We start from the raw sequence: 1,667 nt of genomic DNA, 5'->3' as shown, positions 1-1,667 counted from the left end.
ACGGGAACAAGGGAGGGGTGATTTCCCTGGTTTCACGATATGTAGGAGCTGGATCCACTCGATCCCTGGAGGTTTTCCCTCCCATGACTCAACGGGTCTATGCCCTTTCATTCCTTCGTTACACCTGTCCAGGGAGTGGAGGCCGGTTATGCTTTAGATAGCGGGTCTGGGCCCTTATGGAAATTTAATCCGGCCTTCGGTACGCTCCTTTTAGTTAGCGATCCTGCAAATGAGCCAATCCTTGCGAAAAAATTAACGTCGATGAATCTTAAGCTGCCAGTGGGGCGGGGTTAGCGGCCTTTGGATCAAAGGAACGCTCCTGTCGGACTAGACCTACAATGATGCGGCAGAGCTTTCCGATTAACTTGAAAATGGAAGCCATGGGCTTCATCTTCTTTTGTTTCACATTATGCTCATGCCAAGCCCGAAAGGCAGGGTTTTGGGAGACTAGAGAGATGACACCCAGGTAGAGGTGTTTACGTAGTTGGGGCCTTCCTCGTCCAGTGATCTTGACTTGGCCCTGGTATTTACCCGAACTCTTCTCTGCCAAATTTAGACCGGCCTGAGAAAGAATTTGGTTGCCATGGGTATAGGTTTCCAGATTTCCCGTTCCCGCCAATAAGGCCGCAATACAAATCGTGCCTAGACCCTGAATCGAACGGAGCCGTTGGGTCAATTCAGGAATCTCCTCCAGTAGCTTGATCAGTTCCTTTTGCATCTCCTCTATCCGCTGTTCTAGCCGAAGATAATCGGCTACCAGATTCGCAAGTTGGCGCCGTTCTTCTTCCTGACACGTCGTACGCCCTACAGAGCGACGTGCAGCTGCCAGCAGCTCCGCCGCCTTTTGCAGGGCGCGGGAACCACCCACTCGCTTCATAAAAGGCTTCCAGCCTGCAATCATCTTCTCCGAGTCCAGATTCTTGATATCCCTTGGCAGAGGGAAGGCTTGCAGGGTGGCTAGCGAACGGGGTACGGTCCAATCTTTAAACACGGTGGTGTACTCCGGAAAACTCACATCCAGCCAGCGTGTAATACGGTTTTTGATGATGACTAGGTCTTTCATACAAATTTCCCGATAATTCATGGATACGCGTAAACGTTGGAAGACTTCGGGCGTTCGCGGCAAATCGGTATAGTACCCTCGGGAGACCACATCGGCGATCACTAAAGCGTCTTTCATATCACTTTTGGAGGGAGAGTTATCCCGATTTTCTTTATTACGCTTGGTCGTTGCCGGGTTGACCAATACGACATCAATGGACTCCGCAAGAAGCCAATCCGCCAGGTGGAACCAGTAGTGTCCCGTAGGCTCCATTCCAACCAAGACATTGTTTAGACGATGAGCGGATTGAAGGTGCTCCAGCCACTGCTGGAACCGGATAAAGCCTTCCTTGGAGTCAGCAAACTTCAAAGGTTTCCCTATTTCGATTCCACGATAATTGACGGCTCGAGCCACATGAATTTCTTTAGCAATATCGACACCGATGACCACGTGTTTAGGTGTAATCCTTTCGATCTGTTGATTTTGTTTATTTCTTTGTTTAAACTTCATAGTGAGCGTCCTCCCAAGATGAATTTTGTTAGTCACTGGCCGTGACATGATTCTATCTTACAGAGGCGCTCTTTCTTTTGGCAAACGTCATTTCTTAACACCAACAGGAATGCTT

At 49.3% G+C, this 1,667-nt stretch carries 1 protein-coding gene; it reads right to left on the bottom strand.

The genetic code is table 11. The annotated features are described in order from the left end of the window. Positions 1-268 precede the first annotated feature (268 nt). Entirely contained in the window at positions 269-1,552 is a 1,284-nt protein-coding gene (locus J2T20_RS25670) for an IS110 family transposase (protein WP_307592837.1), read from the bottom strand. Between the last annotated feature and the right edge of the window lie 115 nt (positions 1,553-1,667).

Source organism: Paenibacillus wynnii, from assembly GCF_030812855.1.
Taxonomy (GTDB): Bacteria; Bacillota; Bacilli; order Paenibacillales; family Paenibacillaceae; genus Paenibacillus_AQ; species Paenibacillus_AQ wynnii_A.
Note: the sequence above shows the minus strand (reverse complement) of the source record. Positions and strands in the feature narration are given on the sequence as shown.